At 72.0% G+C, this 16,025-nt stretch carries 14 protein-coding genes; 6 read left to right on the top strand and 8 right to left on the bottom strand.

Annotation, left to right across the window (positions count from 1 at the left end; all coding sequences use genetic code 11):
- Nucleotides 1-62 precede the first annotated feature (62 nt).
- Nucleotides 63-725, bottom strand: a complete 663-nt coding sequence (locus ACIQZO_RS10205) for a DUF4360 domain-containing protein (RefSeq protein ID WP_403622935.1) — start codon at nucleotides 723-725, stop codon at nucleotides 63-65.
- A 259-nt stretch (nucleotides 726-984) separates the two neighbouring features.
- Between ACIQZO_RS10205 and ACIQZO_RS10210 the strand changes: the two genes are divergently transcribed.
- Nucleotides 985-2,796 (top strand): galactose oxidase-like domain-containing protein, encoded by a 1,812-nt coding sequence (locus ACIQZO_RS10210; RefSeq protein WP_403622938.1) that lies wholly within the window; start codon nucleotides 985-987, stop codon nucleotides 2,794-2,796.
- Here ACIQZO_RS10210 and ACIQZO_RS10215 read toward each other — a convergent pair.
- Both ACIQZO_RS10215 and ACIQZO_RS10220 read right to left on the bottom strand, forming a co-directional pair.
- Nucleotides 2,793-3,383, bottom strand: coding sequence for a HutD family protein (locus ACIQZO_RS10215; RefSeq protein WP_403622941.1), 591 nt, complete (start codon nucleotides 3,381-3,383; stop codon nucleotides 2,793-2,795). The genes ACIQZO_RS10210 and ACIQZO_RS10215 overlap by 4 nt on opposite strands.
- A gap of 5 nt (nucleotides 3,384-3,388) precedes the next feature.
- A complete protein-coding gene (locus ACIQZO_RS10220) occupies nucleotides 3,389-3,826 on the bottom strand; it encodes a MarR family winged helix-turn-helix transcriptional regulator (RefSeq protein WP_403622944.1) in 438 nt (145 codons plus the stop codon).
- A gap of 154 nt (nucleotides 3,827-3,980) precedes the next feature.
- Here ACIQZO_RS10220 and ACIQZO_RS10225 point away from each other — a divergent pair, with 154 nt between their 5' ends.
- On the top strand, nucleotides 3,981-5,498 hold the full coding sequence (locus ACIQZO_RS10225) for an MFS transporter (protein WP_403622947.1): 1,518 nt from the start codon (nucleotides 3,981-3,983) through the stop codon (nucleotides 5,496-5,498).
- A gap of 52 nt (nucleotides 5,499-5,550) precedes the next feature.
- Nucleotides 5,551-6,069 (top strand): DUF664 domain-containing protein, encoded by a 519-nt coding sequence (locus ACIQZO_RS10230; protein ID WP_403622949.1) that lies wholly within the window; start codon nucleotides 5,551-5,553, stop codon nucleotides 6,067-6,069.
- Between the two features lie 117 nt (nucleotides 6,070-6,186).
- On the opposite strand, the gene ACIQZO_RS10235 is transcribed toward ACIQZO_RS10230, so the two are convergent.
- On the bottom strand, nucleotides 6,187-7,548 hold the full coding sequence (locus ACIQZO_RS10235) for an FAD-dependent oxidoreductase (protein ID WP_403622951.1): 1,362 nt from the start codon (nucleotides 7,546-7,548) through the stop codon (nucleotides 6,187-6,189).
- Between the two features lie 208 nt (nucleotides 7,549-7,756).
- Here ACIQZO_RS10235 and ACIQZO_RS10240 point away from each other — a divergent pair, with 208 nt between their 5' ends.
- The 3 genes from ACIQZO_RS10240 (at nucleotide 7,757) to ACIQZO_RS10250 (ending at nucleotide 9,586) form a co-directional block, all read left to right on the top strand.
- Entirely contained in the window at nucleotides 7,757-7,948 is a 192-nt protein-coding gene (locus ACIQZO_RS10240) for a DUF5302 domain-containing protein (RefSeq protein WP_030384532.1), read from the top strand.
- 167 nt (nucleotides 7,949-8,115) lie between these two features.
- Entirely contained in the window at nucleotides 8,116-8,529 is a 414-nt protein-coding gene (locus tag ACIQZO_RS10245) for a rodlin (protein ID WP_403622955.1), read from the top strand.
- A 145-nt stretch (nucleotides 8,530-8,674) separates the two neighbouring features.
- Complete coding sequence (locus ACIQZO_RS10250) at nucleotides 8,675-9,586, top strand: glycoside hydrolase family 19 protein (RefSeq protein WP_403622958.1); 912 nt, start codon at nucleotides 8,675-8,677, stop codon at nucleotides 9,584-9,586.
- A gap of 24 nt (nucleotides 9,587-9,610) precedes the next feature.
- Here the strand turns inward: ACIQZO_RS10250 and ACIQZO_RS10255 are convergent, their stop codons facing one another.
- The 4 genes from ACIQZO_RS10255 to ACIQZO_RS10270 all read right to left on the bottom strand — a co-directional run bounded on the left by ACIQZO_RS10255 (nucleotide 9,611) and on the right by ACIQZO_RS10270 (nucleotide 15,935).
- Entirely contained in the window at nucleotides 9,611-12,379 is a 2,769-nt protein-coding gene (locus tag ACIQZO_RS10255) for an AAA family ATPase (RefSeq protein ID WP_403622961.1), read from the bottom strand.
- Between the two features lie 213 nt (nucleotides 12,380-12,592).
- Complete coding sequence (locus ACIQZO_RS10260) at nucleotides 12,593-14,356, bottom strand: S8 family peptidase (protein WP_403623386.1); 1,764 nt, start codon at nucleotides 14,354-14,356, stop codon at nucleotides 12,593-12,595.
- A 390-nt stretch (nucleotides 14,357-14,746) separates the two neighbouring features.
- Nucleotides 14,747-15,496 carry a DUF1838 family protein gene (locus tag ACIQZO_RS10265; RefSeq protein WP_403622964.1) on the bottom strand — a complete coding sequence of 250 codons (750 nt, stop codon included), beginning with the start codon at nucleotides 15,494-15,496 and terminating at the stop codon, nucleotides 14,747-14,749.
- 94 nt (nucleotides 15,497-15,590) lie between these two features.
- The gene (locus ACIQZO_RS10270) at nucleotides 15,591-15,935 is read right to left on the bottom strand and encodes a hypothetical protein (RefSeq protein WP_403622967.1); all 345 of its coding nucleotides are present in this window, start codon (nucleotides 15,933-15,935) and stop codon (nucleotides 15,591-15,593) included.
- Nucleotides 15,936-16,025 lie beyond the last annotated feature (90 nt).

Consider the following 16,025-nt stretch of genomic DNA (forward strand, 5'->3'; position numbering starts at 1 on the left):
GTGCAGCAGGGGGCCCGCACGAAGGCGGGCCCCCTGCTGCACGAGCGGAGGTGCTTCCCGGATCAGCGCCGCACCGGGCACTGCTTCCAGCTGAAGTGGTACACGCTGTTGATACTGCCGTCCGTCGAGTCGAGGGCCATGAAGCTGGTCTGCGACGGGTCCGAGGTGCCCACTTCCGCGCGCAGCTCGGTGTTGATGTTGAAGTTCCGCTGCTCGCCGCAGGGCGCGAAGACCAGGGCCTCGATGCCCGTGGTGTCGGTCGCCTGCCAGTTGTCGTCGAGCGCGCCGTTGAACTTGTGGGTCCGGTAGGCGGTCTGGCTCATGCCCTGGAAGTAGTAGCTGGCCTTCTGCGTGCCGACGGCGCCGGGCTGCAGGCTGCCGAATCCGCGGTAGTCGACCTTGGCCACGGCGTACGTGTACCCCTGCGGGACATGGACGTCGAGGGAGAGCAGGCAGTTCTTGCGGCCTTCGACGGCGGGCGCGCCACCGCCGGCCTGGGCGAGGTACTCGCTGTAGGTGACGGTGAAGGCCGAGTTGTCCGGCGACACGGCGACGGCGGCGCTGCCTGGACGGCAGCCCGATCCGTTCACGGTGGCGACGTCCACACTCACCTGGTCTTCGGGGGCCGAGGGCGCCGAGGACGAGGCCCCGGCGGCGGGGGTGAGCGCGAGGAGCGTTGCGGTCACGGCGGCTGCGGTGAATCCGGTACGGAGCGACTTGATCACATCGCCATGGAAGCGGTACTCGGCGGACCCGGTCGGCCGACGGGCACGCGGTCTCACCTCGATGGCCGAAGAGCATCACCGCAGAAACGTTAAATCTACGCAAACCACTCCACCGAATGGCCTCAGGTGTCCCGGCGCACCGAGTCGCACCGATCACTCGTTCCTTTTTGTCCTAATATCGACGAGGTCCTTCAGGCACATCAGCGGCTGCCGGAGCCGGCCGGCCGGGGCGCCGGACCCTCCCGCGGTGAGGAGTCCCATGTCCCGCGCACCACGCTCCGCCGTCCTGTCGGCGCTGGCGCTCGCCACCGCCCTGACCGTCGCCCTGACCGGCCCCGCCCCGGCCCTCGCCGCGGCGCACCACACCGGCGGCGACGAGGGCGCGGTACTCGGCGAGGCGCACGCCCGCGCGCACGCCCGGCTGCGCGAGGCGGCCCAAGGGACCCGGGGATATCCGCAGTCCAGGCGCACATCGAGCCTGGCCTCGCTCCAGGAGTCCCAGCGCACGGCCAACGCGAAGTTCGACGCGGCCCGGTTCGGCAGGTTCACCCAGTTCTTCCCGTCGCCCGATTTCGGCGTCCACGTGGCCCAGTTGCCGACCGGCAAGGTCCTGCTGTTCTCCTTCGAACGCGTCCAGGCCGACCCCACCAAGGAGACCGGCCCCACGAACACGGTGGGCAGGACGAACGCCGGCCGCGCCTACCTGTGGGACCCCGCCGAGGGCACCGGCGCCAAAGCCTTCAAGAACGTGGCGCCACCGGTGGTGCTGATGCCCGACGGGGCCTACGCCCCGCGCCCGGCGCCGTTCTTCTGCGCCGGCCACTCCTACCTCCCCAACGGAATGGTCGGGGTGTTCGGCGGCAACGTCGGCGGGAAGGGCGGCAGCGGCGCCAAGCTGTCCTTCGTGTTCGACCCGTGGACCGAGAAGTGGTTCCGCAACACCGACATGTCCGTGGGGCGCTGGTACCCCTCGGTCGTGACCGGGCCGGACGGCCGGCAGATCATCATGTCCGGCCAGTCCGAGCGCGGTACGGGCACCCCCACTCCGGTGGTGGAGCGCTTCCCCGCGCTCGGGCGCCGCGTGCCCTGGCGCTCGTACGACATCCCGGCGAACGTCCCCTCGGAGCGGCTGCGCTCAGAGGCCCCCTTCCGGAACGACTATCCGCACCTGTTCTCGCTGCGGGACGGAAAGATCTACGGGCTGGGCCGCGACGCCGACCAGCAGTGGCTGTTCGACCCGGTCAAGGACACCCGCACCGACCTGCCCCGGCGGCCCGCCGACTTCCGCGGCTACGGCTCCGCGGTGCCGCTGCCGGCCGGCCTCCGCGGCCCGGACTCCGTCCTGGTGCTCGGCGGCGACCCGCGCGACCCGCTCACCTACCGGCTGTCCGGGGGCCGCTGGAGCATCGAGGAACCGAGGGCCTTCGGCCGCACCCAGGACGGGACCCTGATCCTGCCCGACGGGACGCTGCTCACCGTGAACGGCGCACTGGACACCCGGAACTACGGCAACGGGCCCTTCAACCCGAAGGCCGACCTGAAGTACCGGCAGATCGAACTGCGCGATGCCCGCGGCCACTGGAAGCTGGGGCCGGCGCAGCGGCTGCCCCGCGGCTACCACTCCAACGCCCTGGTCCTGCCGGACGGCCGGATGATGGTCACCGGCGACGAGCTCCAGCAGATCGCCAACGATCCCGACATCAAGGACGGGATGGACGGCAGTATCGAGCTCTACGAACCCGCCTACCTGCACCGGGGACCCCGACCCGCGCTCGACCGGGTACCGGCGGGCGACCTCGGCCATGACACGGCCTTCCAGGTCTCCAGCTCGACGGCGAAGGACGTCAGGCGCGCCGTGCTGCTGGCTCCGACGACCGTCACCCACTCGGTGAACACCAGCCAGCGCCACCTGGACCTGCGGATCGCCGCAGTCCACGGCTCCGCCATCGCACTGCGCACGCCGCCGAGTGCGGCCGACGCCCCGCCCGGCTACTACATGCTCTTCCTGCTCAACGCGAAGGGCGTGCCCAGCACCGCGAAGTGGGTGAAGCTCGGCAGCCGCTCCCGCTAGGAGGTGGGCCCGAAGCGGACGACCGCGGCGCGTCCGGCCGTACGTACCCTGCAGTCGAGCGGACCCGTCACCAGCGCCGCGTCGTAGGGGGCGAGTTCCGCGAGGTCGCCGGACCCCTCGAGCACGGCCGGCCCGTCCAGGGGGGCCACCAGCAGCGTCTCGCCCGGCACGGCCGTGAGGGACAGCCGACCGCGCACGACGGCCGTCTGCGCCTCCACGGCGCCCCGGCGGTACATCACGTTGAAATTCACCACGGGGCCGGAGAGCAGCCGGCAGTCGGTCGGCTCGTCGCCGGGGAAGTCCTGCGGCGCGTACCGCTCGTCCACGAGCCGGCGCACGCCCCCGACCGTGAGGTCGAATCCCGCGCCCTCGGCGAGTGTCAGGGTGCGCCCGACGCCGGGGAAGGCCGAGAACGGCCCGTCGGCGGCGACCTCGGCCAGGCTGACGCGCCAGCCGAAGTCGTCCATCGCGGCGCCCTCGGGCCATGCCGCGATCTCCCGGGTGACCCCTCCGCCGTTCTTCCAGACGGCGGCCGTGCGGTCGGCCGCCCGCAGGATCCGGATCCCGCCGCCGCTCGGTGCGCCCATGGTGCTCAGGCCTTCTCCATCGTGGGGCGCAGACGGGCCAGCAGGGCGTAGAGCGTCGCGCTCTCGTCCTCGTCGAGGGCGTCCAGCGCGCCGTGCATCGCCTGCATCTCCTCCCGTACGCGGCGGATCACCTCGCGCCCCGCGTCCGTGGCGACGACGTTCTTGACGCGCCGGTCGGCGCGGTCGGGCTCCCGGCGCACCAGCTCACGGGCCTCGAGGCGGTCGACGATGCCGGTCACGTTCGAGGCGTCGCACACCAGCAGGGTGGCCAGGCCGCGCATGGGCACGGGCCCGTCGAGCTGGGCCAGGACCCTGGCCTGGGTGGAGGTGAGGCCGTACCGGGCCGCGGCGGCCGCGAACTCGCGCCACTGGGCGGTGCCGATCGCGGCGAGCAGCTCCAGCAGCTGGAGCTTGGTGGGGGTCTGCGTGGCGGTGTCGCTCATACCTGGAGCGTACTCAGGATGCTTCACATTATCAATTGTTTACTTGACCACCTGAACTATCGACGTCTACCGTCGTCCGAGTTACTTGAGAAGGTCAAACATCTGCGTTCCGAAGCTCTTCAGCTCCGAAACACGAAGAAGGTCACCCCCAGCCATGAGCACCCCCTCCCCCGCCACCCCGGCCACCGGGCACCGGAACGAGACGGTCATCGTCTTCGCCCTGAGCCTGGCCGCCATGGTCGTCTCGATGATGCAGACCCTGCCGGTCCCGATCCTGGGCCTCATCCGCCAGGACCTCGGCACCACGACGGCCAACGTGAGCTGGGTGACCACCGCCACCCTCCTGTCGGCCGCCGTCTTCACCCCTCTACTGGGCCGCTTCGGCGACCAGCACGGCAAGAAGCCCACCCTGGTCGCCGTGCTCGGCGTCATGGTCGTCGGCTCCGTCATCGCCGCCCTGGCGTCCACGCTGCCGCTGCTGATCCTGGGCCGGGTGCTCCAGGGCGCCGCCACCGCGATCTTCCCGCTGGCCCTCTCGGTCCTGCGCGAAAAGGTCCGCCCGCAGAAGCTGCCGGGCGCGATGGCGCTGGTCAGCGGCACGCTCGCGTTCGGCAGCGGTCTCGCGCTCGTCGCGACCGGGCTGCTCACCTCCGGCTCCGGCGCGGACTACCGCAACGCCTTCTGGATGGCGACCGGCTTCGCGCTGCTCGCCCTCCTCGCGGTCGTGTTCCTGGTCCCCGCGACCCGGCACAAGACCGGTGGGCGCACCGACTTCCTCGGCGCCCTGACCCTCGGCATCGCGCTGCTGCTGCTCCTGCTGCCGATCTCCCAGGGCCACGAGTGGGGCTGGGGCTCCGCCCGTACGCTGGGCAGCTTCGCCGGCGCCGCCGTCATGGCCGCCGTCTGGGTGCTCGTCGAGCGCAAGGTCCGTGAGCCGCTGGTCGACATGAAGATGTTCGTCCACCGCCCGGTGCTCATGGCCAACCTGGCCGGCGTCCTCGTCGGCTTCGGCATGTTCGCGAACTTCCTGGGCGTCTCGTACCTCGTCCAGATGCCCGAGGCGCTCACCGGCTACGGCTTCGACGCGTCCATCCTGCGGGCCTCCGTGCAGTTCCTGCTGCCGGGTGCGATCGTCTCGCTGCTCGCCTCGCCGGTGGGCGGTCAGATCGTGCGGCACCGCGGTCCGCGCACCGCGCTGGGACTGGCCGCCGCCCTCGGCACGGTCGGCTTCGCCTGGCTGGTCCTGGACCACGGGCATACCCTCTCGGTGATCGGTGCCGGACTCGTCGTCGGCGCGGCCGTCAGCTTCGGCTACGCCGCCATGCCCGCCGTGATCATGTCCAGCGTCCCGCACCACCAGAGCGGCATCGCCAACGGCATCAACTCGATCTCCCGCTCCACGGGCAGCGCGATCGGCAGCGCCGTCGTCACCACGATCCTCGCCTCGAAGACCATCGAGCACCTGCCGGCGGGAGTCCCGCCGCTGCCCGCCGAGTCCGGGTTCACCCTGACCTTCGCCATGGGGGCGGTGGCCTTCGCGCTGGTCGCGCTGATCGGCTGGATCGGGCTGCGCAGCGGTCAGGGCGCCCTGGCGGCGGCCTCCACCCCGGCCGCGGCGGCCGAGCCGACCGCGGTGACCGGGAAGGGCGAGAAGGCGGACGCCACGCGCTGACCCCGCGTGTCGCTCGCGGCGCTCGGGCCACCGCGCCTTGCATGGTGGACGCATGAAGGCTACGGACGTCATCGCCGACGGGTTCGGACGCATCCGGGAGATCGTGCACGAGGTCGTGGAAGGGGTCCCGGCGGAGCTGCTCAACGCCCGCGTGGACCCGGCCGCGAACTCGATCACCTGGCTGGTCTGGCATCTGACCCGCGTCCAGGACGACCACCTCGCGGACGCCGCCGACACCGAGCAGGTGTGGGACTCCGAGAAGTGGTCGGACCGGTTCGCGCTGCCGCTGCCGGCCGGGGCGACCGGGTACGGGCACTCACCGCGGGACGTGTACACCGTCCGGGTCGACTCGGGCGAACTCCTGCTCGGGTACTTCGACGCGGTGCACGAGCGGACCGCGCGGTTCGTCCGCGGACTCGCCGCCGCCGACCTGAACCGGGTGGTCGACGAGCGCTGGGACCCGCCGGTCACCCTCGGGGTGCGCCTGGTCAGCGTACTGACGGACGACCTCCAGCACGCCGGGCAGGCCGCCTTCGTTCGCGGCGTGCTGGAACGGGACCGAGGCGCATAGGAAGCCGCTGCCCCCCGTGTGCCGGGCCCGTCCCGTCGCCCGGACAGCCGCGCCGCGGACCGCCGGAGAACGCACGGAGGGCCGGAACCCCGACGGGGTCCCGGCCCTCCTCTCGTCCTACGCGCCGCTGGCGTCGAGCATGCCCTCACGCTCGACGATCTTCACGCGCTCGCGGCCCTGGGGCTCGCCGAGGGCCTTCTCGGCCGCGTCCAGCTTGTACCAGCCCTCCCACGTCGTGTAGCGGACGCTGCGCTGGGCGAGGAAGGACTCGACGGCCTCCGGCGCCGGCGCGGCCGGCTCGCTGAGGCGGCCCTCCGCGTGGTCGGCGAGCAGGTTCGCGACGGTCTCGTTCGCGTCACCCTTGGTGTGGCCGATCAGGCCGACCGGACCGCGCCGGATCCATCCGGTGACGTACGTCGACTGCAGGTGGCTGCCGGCCTCGACCACGCGGCCGCCCTCGTCCGGGACCGTGCCCGAGGCGACGTCCCAGGGAAGCTTGGGCAGCTCGTCGGAGAGGTAGCCCACGGCCCGGTACACCGACTGGATGTCCCAGTCCGTGAAGTTGCCGGTGCCCTTGACGTTGCCGGTGCCGTCGAGCTCGGTGCGCTCGGTGCGCAGTCCGACGACCTTGCCGTCCTCGCCGAGGATCTCGCAGGGCGACTCGAAGAAGTGCAGGAACAGCTTGTGCGGGCGCTCGCCGATGTCGCGGATCGCCCAGTTCTCCAGGGTCTTGGCGACCATGTCGGCCTGCTTGTTGGCGCGGCGGGCGGCTATGGAGCCCTCGTCGTAGTCGATGTCCTCGGGGTTGACGATGACCTCGATGGTGGGCGAGTGGTCCAGCTCGCGCAGCTCCATGGGGCTGAACTTGGCCTGAGCCGGTCCGCGGCGGCCGAAGACGTGCACCTCGAGGGCCTTGTTCGCCTTGAGCCCGTCGTGGACGTTCGCGGGGATCTCGGTCGGCAGCAGCTCGTCGGCCGTCTTCGCGAGGATGCGCGCGACATCGAGGGCCACGTTGCCGACCCCGAGCACGGCGACCTTCTCGGCCTCCAGCGGCCAGGTGCGCGGGACGTCCGGGTGGCCGTCGTACCAGGAGACGAAGTCGGCGGCGCCGTAGGAACCGTCGAGCTCGACGCCCGGGATGGTCAGCGCGCGGTCGGCCGTGGCACCGGTGGAGAAGATCACGGCGTCGTAGAAGGACTGCAGCTCGTCGAGGCTGATGTCGTTCGGGTAGTCGACGTTGCCGAAGAGGCGGACCTGCGGCTTGTCGAGGACCTGGTGCAGGGCGGTGATGATGCCCTTGATCCGGGGGTGGTCGGGGGCGACGCCGTACCGGATCAGGCCGAAGGGTGCGGGCATCCGCTCGAAGAGGTCGATGGACACGCCGGGCTCGACAGCTGCCTCGGACTTCAGCAGCGCGTCGGCGGCGTAGATACCGGCGGGGCCGGCACCGACGATTGCTACCCGCAGAGGGCGAGGCATGGCAGAGGTTCCCTTCGACTGACGGCAAGGTGGATCAAAGGGAACCCTAAACGAAGGTAAGCCTAACCCAGCACCCGGCATCGCTTTATGACCCCATAATCAAATCTTATGACCTCCCCAAGCATTCCTTGGAGCCTCGGGGAACTCGCTGGTCAGCGGGGGCGGCACCTGACAGACTGAAACCGCTTGATCACCCCAGGAGGACAAAATGGCTGACGAAACCGACACCCCGCAGGACGAGTCCCCGGCCGACGCCGCCAAGCGCAAGTTCCGCGAGGCCCTGGACCGCAACGCCGCGAACGCCCAGTCCCAGCAGGCCCACCAGAGCCGGGCGAAGGTGCAGGGTGCCAGCAGTGGCCCCGGCGGCAAGAACAAGAAGGTCCGCCGCAAGACCGGCTGACCCTCGCACCGAGGAGCTCGCCCCCGCCGTCGCGGCCGGGGGTGGCTCAACCCGGCATTGGGCCACCCGGGTGACTGGGGATAACCCCGAGCACTGTCGGCAGTTGATCAGCACGTCCCGCCGGGGGCAGCTATCTCATGCGACAGTGCGACAGAAGGATCCCCAAAATGTTCAAGAAGTTCATGGCCACCGCAGCCGCCACCGCCGCCGTGCTCGGCGCGGGTGCCGCAGTCGCCTCCCCGGCGATGGCGATCGGCAACGACAACGGCGTCAACACGGTCAACGGCAACGGTTCTGCCCAGCTGTACGGCAACCAGGAGACCCACGGCAAGATGAGCCCGCAGCTCAGCGCCGTCCAGGGCTCGCTCAACAAGCTCTGCGTCGGCCTGCCGGCCAAGGTCAACGCCCAGTCCCTGGTCGCGGTCCTCGCCAACATCGGTGTCCAGGACGTCAACGTCCTGTCGAACCCGCAGAACCAGCAGTGCGCCGAGAACTCCACCCAGGCCAAGGGTGACGAGGCCCTCTCGCACATCGCCAGCAACATCCCGGTCCTCTCCGGGAACCTCTCCTCGGGTAGCTGATCGGTTCGATTTCGCGCCGGTGTCACGCGTCACGCGTGACACCGGCGCGTTTCGTTTGGTCTAGACCTTGACAGGTTCAGACCATTCTCGCTTCAGTGGGAACTGTTGTCCCCACGGCAATCCCCCCCACTGAAGGAGCAGTTACGTGATACGTGCGCTTCGTCGCCGCGCCCTCTCCCTGGCCGCCGCCGCGGCCGTGACGGTCGGCCTCGCCATCGCCCTCCCCTCCTCCCCCGCCGCCGCGGCACCCGCCTGCGCCGGCGCCTGGGCCTCCTCGGCCGTCTACACGAACGGCATGAGCGCCTCGTACAGCGGCCACAACTGGCAGGCGAAGTGGTGGACCCAGGGCGAAACGCCCGGCACCACGGGCCAGTGGGGCGTCTGGTCGGACCAGGGCGCCTGCGGTGGCGGCGGTGGCCAGGACCCGGATCCCGCGACCGGATTCGTCGTCTCCGAGGCCCAGTTCAACCAGATGTTCCCGAACCGGAACCCCTTCTACACCTACAACGGCCTGGTCGCGGCACTGTCCGCCTACCCCGGTTTCGCCAACACCGGCGACGACACCGTGAAGCGGCGCGAAGCCGCCGCCTTCCTCGCGAACGTCTCCCACGAGACGGGCGGACTCGTGTACATCGTGGAGCAGAACACCGCGAACTACCCCCACTACTGCGACGCGACCCAGCCGTACGGCTGTCCCGCCGGGCAGGCGGCCTACTACGGTCGCGGGCCCATCCAGCTCAGCTGGAACTTCAACTACAAGGCGGCGGGTGACGCCCTCGGCATCAACCTCCTCGCCAACCCGTACCTGGTGGAGCAGGACCCGGCCGTCGCCATGAAGACGGCGCTCTGGTACTGGAACACCCAGAACGGCCCGGGCACGATGACCGCGCACGCCGCCATGGTGAACGGCGCGGGCTTCGGGGAGACCATCCGCTCGATCAACGGCTCCCTGGAGTGCAACGGCGGCAACCCCGGCCAGGTCCAGAGCCGGATCTCCAAGTACCAGAGCTTCACGCAGCTGCTCGGGGTGACCCCCGGGAACAACCTCGGCTGCTGAGCGGCGCCACCACCGGTGGCGCGGTCACCGCGTGCGCAGCGCGGTGGCCAGCTGGGCCCGTGACCGCACGTCGAGCTTCTGGTAGATACGGGTCAGCCGTGCCTCCACCGTCTTGACGCTGAGGAACAGCTTCGCCGCGGCCTCCTGGTTGCTGGCACCCTGGCTGACCAGCAGCGCGAGCCGGGTCTCGGCATCGGTCAGGGCCGCGGCCGCCGGCAGCTGCGCGCCGGCTCCCTCGCCCGGGGCCGGATCCCCGGCGAGCTCCGTCCAGGGGGTGGCCCCGGCCCGGTCGAACACCTCGGCCGCGGTCCGCAGCGCCGCGCGGGCCGGGGCCCGCCGCCGCCGGCGGCGCTCCACCCGGGCGAGGGCGAGGAGCGTACGGCCGCGTTCCAGCGGCAGCCGGAGGGCGTCGAAGCGCTGGGCGGTGGTCTCCAGCAGGTGCACGGCCGCGTCGGCGTCGCCCTGCGCGGACAGGCACAGGCCCCGGGCCCGGTCGAGGGCCGCGACGACCCCGGTCCGGCCGAGGCCGACGGCGACCGTACGGACGGAGGAGAGCAGCCGGGCCGCCTCCTCGGGCGCGTCCGCGGCGATCAGGGCCTCGGCGAGCTCCCCGTGCCAGCGCAGGATCGAGGGGTCCACCACCTGCTGGGCGGCTTCCAGTTCGGCGACCCGGCGCAGGGTGGCCACGGCCTTCGCGGCTTCCCCCGTGGCGAGTTCGACGAGGCCGAGGGCGTGCAGGCTGCGGGAGAGGAAGACCTGGTCCTGCTCCTCCTGCGAGGCCTGGATGCCGCGCCGGGCGTAGCCCTCGGCCCGGGCGAAGCTGCCGCCCATGGCTTCGGCCATCGCGGCGACGTACCAGGCGGGGCCGGGTGAGAGGCCGGCGTCGATGGTGAGGTCCAGGGCCCGGCGGGCGTGGGCGGAGGCGGCTTCGCAGCGGCCGCTGCGCAGTTCCACCTCGGTGAGGCTGCGCAGGACCTCGAAGACGTCCTCGGCGGAACCGGTGCGCTGGACGGCGGGCAGCAGGACCATCAGCTGGCGGCGGGCGTCGTCGAGGCCGTCGTCGAAGAGGGCGTGCCGGACGGCGAGGTACTGGGGGGCGTTGCGCATGCCGAGCGGCACCTCGGGGGCGGGCAGGGCGAGGGCCTCGGCCAGGATCGCCTCGGCGCCCGGGTCACCGAGGATGCGGCCCATGCGGGCCCGTACGGTCAGGGCCGTGGCCTCGCCGACCTGGTCCCCGCCGAGCGCGGCGAGCGCCCCGGCGCGGGCGGCGGCGTCGCGGGAGCGGACGGGGTCGCCGTCGCTGAGGTTGTGCTTCCAGGCGATCCGCAGCTGGACGGCGGCCTGGAGCGAGGGGTCGCCGGCGGCCTCGTCCATGGCGTGGGCGAAGGTCTCGTCGAGGGCGCCGAGGGCCTGGCCGGCGGCGTCGATCACGGCGAGCCGGGCCCGTACCCGGTCGGCGGGCGAGGCGTCGCGGGCCAGGACGGCCCGGGTGGCCCGGCGGGCGAGGTCGGCGCGGCCGGCCCAGCCCGCGTCCTCGGCGGCCGTGACCAGGCGGGCCAGTTCCTCGCCGGCCAGCCAGGACGGCGTGCGTTCGGCGGCGAGCAGGCCCAGTTCGGCGGCGAGGGCGCGCTGCCCGCGGCGGCGGCAGGCCGCGGCGGCCTCGGTGATCTCCTCGGCGAGCCACTGGTCGGGGGTGTCCACGGCCAGCGCGCGGTGGCGTACGGCCTGGACGGGATCGTCGACGGCCTCGGCCAGAGCGGCGTGTCCGGCGGCGCGTTCCGGCCAGCCCGCGTCGGCGGCGAGGGCGGTGGGCAGGGCGCCGGCGGTGAATTCGACGGTGCCGTCCGCCCCCACTCTGACCAGCGCGGCCCGTTCCGCCTCGGCCAGCTCGGCCTCGGCGTCGGGGCGGCCGGCCCGGCGCAGCAGGGGGATGGTGGGGCGGGCCGCGAGGGCGGCGAGCAGCAGGGTGCGGCGGGCCTGGGCCGGGGCCGCGGCGAGGAGCCTGCGGGCCACTTCGCGGGCCTGCCCGGAGACGGGCAGGGTGTCGGCGTGGTGGGCGCTGGAATCGCGGGCCTCGGCGGCTTCGGCGAGGGAGTGGCCCAGGGCCAGGGCCAGGCGCGGGTTGCCGCCGCTGGCCTGGTGGATGCGGCCGGCGAGGCGGGCCGGGAGTCCGTGGTGCAGGAGGAGTTCGGCGACCTCGTCGGCGCCGAGCGGGGGGACGCGGATGGCGGGGACGCCGGGCCCGCAGAGGGGTTCGCCCACCGGGACGCCGCCCTGGACGCATTCGGCGACCAGGACCCGGACGCGGGGCGGGGTCAGGCGCAGGGCGAAGCGGAGCAGGTCGGTGCTCTCGGCGTCGAGCCACTGGGCGTTGTCGAGGACGAGGAGGACCGGTTGGCGGGCGGCGAGCGTGCGCAGTACCTCGACGACGGCGAGGCGCAGGGCGATGTGGTCGCGGCCGGCCCGGGGGGCGTCGGCCTCGCGGCGCAGCAGGGCGATGGCGGTGCGCTGGGGGCCGGAGAGCTGTTCCAGGGCACCGCAGGGCACGGAGGCCAGGAGGGCGGCGGCGGACGCCTCGGGTATCCATTGGTCGGCCGCCTCGGGGGCGAGGCGGAGCACGGTCTCGCGGCGCGTTTCGGCCGCGGCCGCGACGGCGCGCACCACCTCCGACTTGCCCGCGCCGGCGGGTCCGGTCAGGAGCGCCCGGCCGTGCGTGGTCAGCGCGCGGTCGACCGCCTTGATCAGTTCTCCGTGTCCGACACTTGTGTCAGCGTGCCCCGTCGCCGCCACCACGCACAGCCACCAGCCTCTCGATCCCCAGCTCCTGTGCCCTTCCTGTGAGAGGCGACAATACGAGGTCGAGTGCCGGGCGGACACGGATTGTGACGCAGAAATCAGTCACGTACCGGGAAAACCCGTCGGACCTGCCGATACGAGGTGTATCGGCAGGTCCGCGGGTATGCCTTGGTCCGTACTATCCGGCCGTCAGGCCCAGTTGAAGCCTGATCAGAAGGTCAGGTTCCAGGAGTCGATCTTGCCGGTGTCGCCGCCGGCGTTGTCGTTGACCCGCAGCTTCCAGGTGCCGCCCGCCACCTCGGAGGAGGCGTTCACGGTGTAGACCTGGTTGATGTTGTCGGTGCTGCCGCCGGAACGGTTGTGCAGGGTGTAGCTGCTGCCGTCCGGAGCGATCAGGTCGACCTTGAGGTCACCGATGTAGCTGTGCACGATGTTCACGCCCACCTTGAGGGTGGCCGGGGCGTTGCCGGTCACACCGGTGACGGTGATCGGGCTCTCCACGGTGCTGTTGTCCGCGATGGTGTAGTCCGTGGTGTTCTCGCGGCCCGAGGTGGGCGGGGTCGAGGTCACGGCGGCGACCGTCGCGGCGGCGTCGGCGATACCGGTGCCGCAGCCGCCGGTGCAGGTGCCGGGCAGCGGACGGGCGTTGGCCTTGATGGCCGTCTCGATCTGGGCCGGGGTCAGCGCGGTGTTCGCCGACTTCAGCAGGGCGGCGAGGCCCGCGACGTGCGGGGCGGCCATGCTGGTGCCCTGGTAGGGCTTGTAGCTCTCGGCGCCCGGGGTGGTGGTGCCCGCGTTCAGCGTGGAGAGGATCGCGTTCTCGGGGGTGGTGACGGTGCCGGGCGTGTCGGTGGCGCGGCGGGTCTCACCGCCCGGGGCGGCGACGTCGATGATCGTGCCGAAGTTCGAGTAGTACGAACGCTCGCCGGCGCGGTTGGTCGACGCCACGTTGATCACGTTGTTGCAGCTGGCCGGCGAGAAGCCGGACGCGTTGGCGTTGCTGTTGCCGGCGGCGACCACGACGGTCGTACCACGGGCGACGGCGGAGTTGATGGCGTTCTGGTAGCTGGTGCCGCAGGCACCGGGGCCGCCGAGGCTCATGTTGATGACCTTGGCGGGGGTGGCGTTGGCCGGGATGCCCGCGACGGAGCCGCCGGACGCCCAGGTGATGGCGTCGACGATGTCCGAGGTGGAGCCGCCGCACTTGCCGAGCACGCGGACGGGCTGGATCTTCGCGCCGTAGGCGATGCCCGCGACACCCTTGGAGTTGTTGGTGGCCGCGGCGATGGTGCCCGCGACGTGGGTCCCGTGCCAGGAGGAGGTGCTGGCCTTGGAGCCGACACCGCACTCGCCGTCGGTGGCGTTCCAGTCGCCCTCGTCCGCCGGGTTGCTGTCACGGCCGTTGCCGTCACGGGCCTCGGAGGAGGTCGAGATGAAGTCGTAGCCGGCGACGACGTTCGGGGCGACGTCCGAGTGGGCGACGTAGCCGGTGTCGATCACGGCCACGGTGACGCCGGAGCCCGTGGTCTTGTCCCAGGCACCGGGGACGTTCATGCCGGCGGTGGGCTCGAAGAGGTCCCACTGCTTGGCGTACTCGGTGTCGTTCGGGGTGACGGCCATGGCGTAAGCGCGGGTGTCCGGCTCCACGTAGGCGACGTCCGGGTCGGCGCGGAACTGGGCGATGACATCGGCCGCGGCGGCGGGCGCCACGGTTCCCCCGAGGTTGACCAGGGCGGCTCCGGTGCCGAGGCGACGGTCGAACTTCGCCTTCTTGCCGGCCTTCTTGCCCTTGGCGGCGGCGTCGTCGGCCGCTGCGGTGTTGGAACGTGACTCGGTGGCCGAGGACTTGTATCCGACGATGAGGTTCTCGACCGGCGCGGTGGGAGCGACCGTGGCGGCGGGGGCCGCGGCGGGGTTCTCGGTGGCCAGGGCCACGGAAGCGGTCGCGGAGCCGGCGAGCAGGGTGACGGACATGGCCACCACGGATATGAGCCTACGTCTGGATGCGTGCACGAGTTCCCTTTCGCGGGCCGTTTCCGGACAGGCCGGAGCGGCCGGTCGGTGCAGTGTGGGAGGTTCCGGCGGCCGCGGGGCCGGGAGCGAGGTGGTCGAACTCGCCCCGGCCGCCGCGCGCCACGTTGCCGAGCCGCAACGGCGGGGCAGGGCAACGGCAGTCCCGGCTCTCCCCCCGACGGTGCGGCCTTCACGCCATGTGGGGTTGGCGTGTGTGCCGTAAAGTCAGGGGAAGATCGCCGGTGGGCAGACAGTAGGCAACACCGGGATGAACTCGATACGGGGAAAACCCTTGTCCGCCCCCTGCGACACCCCCCTCGGGCCCTTCAGTAGGGCGCTGACCAGGAAGAACTACTGCGGCGGGAAGAGCCTGCGGAAGTAGGTCCAGCTGGTCTCGTTCGGCTCGCTCCACTTCTCCGGCGCCTGGGCGAATGCGGGGTGCCGCTCGGCGATGTAGGCCCGGGTGCGCTCCGGGACCTGCGTGTACGCGTCCAGCTTTCGGCCACGGCAGTGGAAGGTGAGGCCGCCGGGGCGCTGCCCCTGTTCCATCCAGGGCAGCCACGGGGACATCCGGGTCCAGGACATCGTGGCGGGGACGCTCACGGCGTCGGTGGTCAGGGCGGTCGCGGGCGCGAAGAACTGGAAGAGCTCCAGGGCCCGGTAGGTGTCGTCGGCCGAGTGGGCCGGGTACTGCGCGACGGGCAGCGGCGAGGGGTAGGCCAGCGGGATCTCCAGGCTGAAGCAGACCTGGTCGCCCAGTTCCGTCACGGGGACCGGGAACGGTCGCCACTCCTGGTTGGCCGGATCGTTCCAGACGTGGACCACCGGCTTGTCCTGCCAGGTCTCCAGGATCTCCCGGGTCGCGGGGTCGAGGTAGAACGCGGCTTCCCTGGACAGGAGCTGGTGGCCGCCGGTCTCCTCGTCCGCCACGAGGCGCGCGACGTTGAGCCCTTCGAAGCCGAAGAGGCGCCGGTAGGGCTCGCCGGGCGCCCAGGAGTGCACGTCCCCGGTCCACCAGTACGTGACCTCGCGGCCGTCGAGCGAGGCGCGGGTGCGGGCGAATGCGTGCAGGAGATCGGCGGGGGTCAGGGCTGATGTCATACGGCCCACTGTGCTCGGCCGCCGCCCGCCCGGACAAGCGCCCCCACGGACAACCTGGGCCCCTTCCTCCCGGCGTGCGGGACGCCGGACCCGGTCAGGCCACCGGGCGGCGCCGTAGGTGCAGATGGCCGTCGAGCGGGTGGGCGGGTACCTCCGTGTCGGCGAGCAGGCGCAGGATCGCCGCCTCCCGGGTCAGCAGCCCGTGCGCGTTCCGGAGGTGGAAGGGCCGCACGAAGGACCGCAGGACCAGGGAGCGCCGGCCGGCCGGACCGCGGAGGTCCAGGCGCCGCATCTGCGAGGTCCAACCACCGCGCAGCCGCACGGCCTTCTCGATGCGCTCCGCTCCGGGCAACCCCTGCTCCACCCAGGAGCGCGTGGCACCCCAGTCCGCCTGCTCGAGCTCCGTACCCGCGCCCCCGGTCCCCGCACCCGAACTCATGGGTCGAGACTACCCACCCGCTCCTGTCCGCCTCCTCGCGACCGCCATACGGATGCCGGGTTGACGACGGGGGCGCCACCGGCAACGGTG

The sequence above is a fragment of the Streptomyces sp. NPDC097617 genome (genome assembly GCF_044761485.1).
In the GTDB taxonomy this organism is placed as follows: domain Bacteria; phylum Actinomycetota; class Actinomycetes; order Streptomycetales; family Streptomycetaceae; genus Streptomyces.

Excerpts from the sequence above, each read along its gene's own strand:
- ACIQZO_RS10210 (WP_403622938.1), top strand. The coding sequence starts at position 985 with ATGTCCCGCGCACCACGCTCCGCCGTCCTGTCGGCGCTGGCGCTCGCC.
- ACIQZO_RS10215 (WP_403622941.1), bottom strand. The coding sequence starts at position 3,383 with ATGGGCGCACCGAGCGGCGGCGGGATCCGGATCCTGCGGGCGGCCGAC.
- ACIQZO_RS10220 (WP_403622944.1), bottom strand. The coding sequence starts at position 3,826 with ATGAGCGACACCGCCACGCAGACCCCCACCAAGCTCCAGCTGCTGGAG.
- ACIQZO_RS10225 (WP_403622947.1), top strand. The coding sequence starts at position 3,981 with ATGAGCACCCCCTCCCCCGCCACCCCGGCCACCGGGCACCGGAACGAG.
- ACIQZO_RS10230 (WP_403622949.1), top strand. The coding sequence starts at position 5,551 with ATGAAGGCTACGGACGTCATCGCCGACGGGTTCGGACGCATCCGGGAG.
- ACIQZO_RS10235 (WP_403622951.1), bottom strand. The coding sequence starts at position 7,548 with ATGCCTCGCCCTCTGCGGGTAGCAATCGTCGGTGCCGGCCCCGCCGGT.
- ACIQZO_RS10240 (WP_030384532.1), top strand. The coding sequence starts at position 7,757 with ATGGCTGACGAAACCGACACCCCGCAGGACGAGTCCCCGGCCGACGCC.
- ACIQZO_RS10245 (WP_403622955.1), top strand. The coding sequence starts at position 8,116 with ATGTTCAAGAAGTTCATGGCCACCGCAGCCGCCACCGCCGCCGTGCTC.
- ACIQZO_RS10260 (WP_403623386.1), bottom strand. The coding sequence starts at position 14,356 with ATGTCCGTCACCCTGCTCGCCGGCTCCGCGACCGCTTCCGTGGCCCTG.
- ACIQZO_RS10265 (WP_403622964.1), bottom strand. The coding sequence starts at position 15,496 with ATGACATCAGCCCTGACCCCCGCCGATCTCCTGCACGCATTCGCCCGC.
- ACIQZO_RS10270 (WP_403622967.1), bottom strand. The coding sequence starts at position 15,935 with ATGAGTTCGGGTGCGGGGACCGGGGGCGCGGGTACGGAGCTCGAGCAG.